The 3,374-nt window shown below is 62.0% G+C and carries 4 protein-coding genes; all 4 read left to right on the forward strand.

Annotated elements, in window-relative coordinates:
• The first annotated feature begins 792 nt into the window (after positions 1 to 792).
• The 4 genes from Q1L59_RS01975 (at position 793) to Q1L59_RS01990 (ending at position 3,274) form a co-directional block, all read left to right on the forward strand.
• Positions 793 to 2,106: an integrase family protein gene (locus Q1L59_RS01975; protein WP_300327620.1), complete on the forward strand. Its 1,314-nt coding sequence runs from the start codon at positions 793 to 795 to the stop codon at positions 2,104 to 2,106.
• A 66-nt stretch (positions 2,107 to 2,172) separates the two neighbouring features.
• Positions 2,173 to 2,451 (forward strand): type II toxin-antitoxin system RelE/ParE family toxin, encoded by a 279-nt coding sequence (locus tag Q1L59_RS01980; protein ID WP_300327621.1) that lies wholly within the window; start codon positions 2,173 to 2,175, stop codon positions 2,449 to 2,451.
• Positions 2,452 to 2,460: 9 nt separating this feature from the next.
• Positions 2,461 to 2,748, forward strand: a complete 288-nt coding sequence (locus tag Q1L59_RS01985) for a HigA family addiction module antitoxin (protein ID WP_287459981.1) — start codon at positions 2,461 to 2,463, stop codon at positions 2,746 to 2,748.
• Positions 2,749 to 2,857: 109 nt separating this feature from the next.
• Positions 2,858 to 3,274, forward strand: coding sequence for a hypothetical protein (locus Q1L59_RS01990; protein WP_300327622.1), 417 nt, complete (start codon positions 2,858 to 2,860; stop codon positions 3,272 to 3,274).
• Positions 3,275 to 3,374 lie beyond the last annotated feature (100 nt).

The raw sequence follows: 3,374 nt of genomic DNA on the forward strand, positions 1-3,374 counted from the left end.
CATCGCGCAAAAAATGGCCCACCTGAACCGCAACATCCGCCTCGTCTTTGACTATCTGCGCATGACGAAAAACTCGCTCGGCAACGCCAAAGCGTGAAACGGGGCGGAGAACAAATTTACCGTGCCGCCGCGGCGAAGCCGGTGGACAGCGCCGACGGAGCGCAGGTCTTCGTCCGCTACGCCAGCGAAAACACTGCCCAGGCGCGTGCGACTACTTCCTGCCGCTGCTATCGGACGAGGTCGACGCTCGCCGCGAAGGCGTTTTCTGGGAGGAATGGGCGAGCGCCCTCCGCCGGGCTGGCCGGAACGCCGACACATTCATCCTGCCGGCGCTGATCGACGGCGATCCGCTGTCGTCCACCTCGGCGGCGATCTGCCTGAGCGCCTGGCAGCCGCAACCTGCCGCCAGCCACCAATCGCCGTGATGGACCGCTACTCAAGGTGGGTGTTCGCCTGGCGGCTCGCCAACACCTTGACGACCGCTTTCCGTCTGAAGGTCTCGATGCGCTGTACAACGGAATCCCAGAAAGCACAAAGGCCACTTTTGCAAGTGGCCTGATCGCTTGATTCTTTGGCTCCCCGACCTGGGCTCGAACCATAGACCTACGGATGAATAGTCTGAAAAGGCAGGCATCCTTCGGCATTGAAAGGGATGAACGGAAGGCAACAAAAACTCGCGAAAACAATTATTTGCCGCAATTACACGTTGCTTGACGTTGAAGCGGATTGCTGTAAAGTGGCTACATGGTGGCTACACCAAGTCACCCATATAGCCAAGCCCGGAGCTACACCATGAACCGCGAACGCCTGACACCCGACCGCGTCCGCCGCCTGAGCCTGCCCGTTGGAGTCGATCAAGACTTTCTTTGGGACACTGACGCGCCGCGCTTGGCGGTGCGCGTGACCGCTGGTGCGAAGTCGTTCATCTTCGAATCCAAGCTGAACCGGCAAACCGTTCGCATGACCATAGGCGACGTTCGAGCATGGACACTCGCCGCCACCCGCGACGAAGCGCGCCGGCTGCAAACCATGATCGACCAAGGCATAGACCCGCGCCAAGAGAAGCGCGCGCGCATCGCTGCTGCCGAGGCCAAGCGCGAGGAGGCAAAGCGCATCGCAACCCCGGCACTCGACGCTTGGCAAGCCTGTCTTGCCGCTCGGGCGCCACGTTGGGGCGAGCGTACACTGATTGACCATCAGAAGCTTGTTGACGCCGGCGGGCAGCCCAAGGCCCGAGGACGCCGACCAGGCGAGGGCACCACGACGCAGCCGGGCAGCCTTCTGCTGCTGTTGTCCGATCCTCTGGAACAGATCGACGCCGATCGCGTGCGCGCATGGCTTCAAGATGAGGCCGCCAGACGCCCCACACATGCCGCGTTGGCGTTCCGCTATCTGCGTGCCTTCCTCAACTGGTGCGGGGACCGCCTCGAGTATCGCGACCAAGTGCGGGCCGATGCCTGCGGTGCCCGGCTGGCCCGCGACGAACTGCCGAAGAAATCCGCCAGGGACGATTGCCTGCAACGCGAGCAATTGCCGGCGTGGTTCGCCGCTGTGCGCCAGATCGGCAACCCCGTAATCGCCGCCTATCTGCAGACCGCCCTGCTGACCGGCGCCCGGCGCGAAGAGGTGGCCGGCATCCGCTGGGAGGACGTCGACTTCCAATGGAAATCGCTGACCATCAAGGACAAGGTCGACGGCGAGCGCACGATTCCGCTGACGCCCTACGTCGCCTCGATGCTGGCTGGCCTGCCGCGTCGCAATGAATGGGTGTTCAGCAGCCCTACCGCGGCATCTGGCAGGCTTCAGGAGCCGCGCATCATGCACAACAAGGCATTGGCTGCTGCTGGGCTTCCAGCGCTCTCTATCCACGGCCTGCGCCGCTCGTTCGGCACCCTGGCGGAATGGGTAGAGTGCCCCGCCGGCGTATCCGCGCAGATTATGGGCCACAAGCCAAGTGCGACCGCGGAGAAGCACTGCCGTGTGCGCCCGCTCGATCTGCTGCGCATGTGGCACACTAAGATCGAAGGCTGGATTCTGGAGCAGGCAGCCGTGCCGCACCAGGCGGAACACGAGCCGGGCACCTTGCGAGTGGTCAAGTCCGGCTGAACGGGCCGGCATCGACCGACGTGGCTTCGTGTTGCTAGCCGTTAAGTTACGGCTTACAATGTTGCCGTGATCAAGACCTTTCGCCACAAGGGGCTGGAAGCCTTCTTTCGCACATGCAGCAAGGCGGGCATTCAACCTCACCATGCTGGAAAGCTTCGTGTGCAGCTCACGACGCTGGACTGGGCGCGAAGTCCTGACGACATGAATGCATCAGGATGGCGGCTGCATCCGCTCAGTCATGATCTGGTGGGGCATTGGTCCGTGTGGGTCAGCGGCAATTGGCGCCTGACCTTCACCTTCGATGATGGCGATGTGATCTTGGTCGACTACCAGGACTACCACTAGGAGAAACGCATGAGCAGGATGCATAACCCGGCGCACCCCGGCGAAGTGCTGCGGGAATGGCTGCCGGAAGACATGACCGTGACGCAAGCGGCGAAAGAGTTGCAGGTTTCCCGCGTGACGCTGTCCAAGGTGCTGAACGGCAAGGCCGGCGTCACCGCGGGTATGGCACTGCGTCTGTCTGCCTGGCTGGGCACCTCCGCCGATCTATGGATAGGGATGCAGAGCCAGTGGGATCTATGGCAAGCCGAGCAACTACCAAGGCCGAACATCAAGCCGCTGGAAAGACTCGCCGCCTGATCGAGTTTTGCCGCGCCTATCCCGAGGCTGATCACCGGCGGAGAACACCGGGCACCTTCACCCGGCTGGCGCGGCACCCCGTTGAAGGAGCGCGAGAAGGAGCGCCAACATGCACGTCGTGGTCCTCGTCAATGGCCGCGAGGCCATTCCGGTTCGGGCGATTCCGCTGGTAGCCCCAGTCCCTTATGGTGTCAGGTATCTGGTGGAAGGATTGATGTGCTGCGACCGCTCTAACGCGATGCACGGACTGACAGCCTACCAATGGTCGCCGGGGGCAAAGCAACCGCTGGCGGTTCCGCCAACGCAGTGGATGCAAGTCGATAGCCGACTGCGCGCCTTGAAGGCCTCAGAGGTTGTGAATTTTTCGTTTCAGCACTGCCACCGGGGCAGCGGGCTGCCGATGTCGCGCGGAAGGGAACAATTCTGCGGTGGCGTAGAAAGCGAGGCTGCCGACTCGCCTGTCCGCCTTTGTACCCTGATTTTGGGGTTTCTCAACCCCCTAAGGACGCAAGCAAAAATAACTTGAACAATACGAGCTATTTGTCATTGTTCCGGGGTATCAGCCGGTAGTTCCATTCGCCATGAAACGCGTCGCGCTCGATGGCAAGCGAAGCAAGTTCTTCGTC

This window comes from Accumulibacter sp. (assembly GCF_029255125.1).
Classification (GTDB): domain Bacteria; phylum Pseudomonadota; class Gammaproteobacteria; order Burkholderiales; family Rhodocyclaceae; genus Accumulibacter.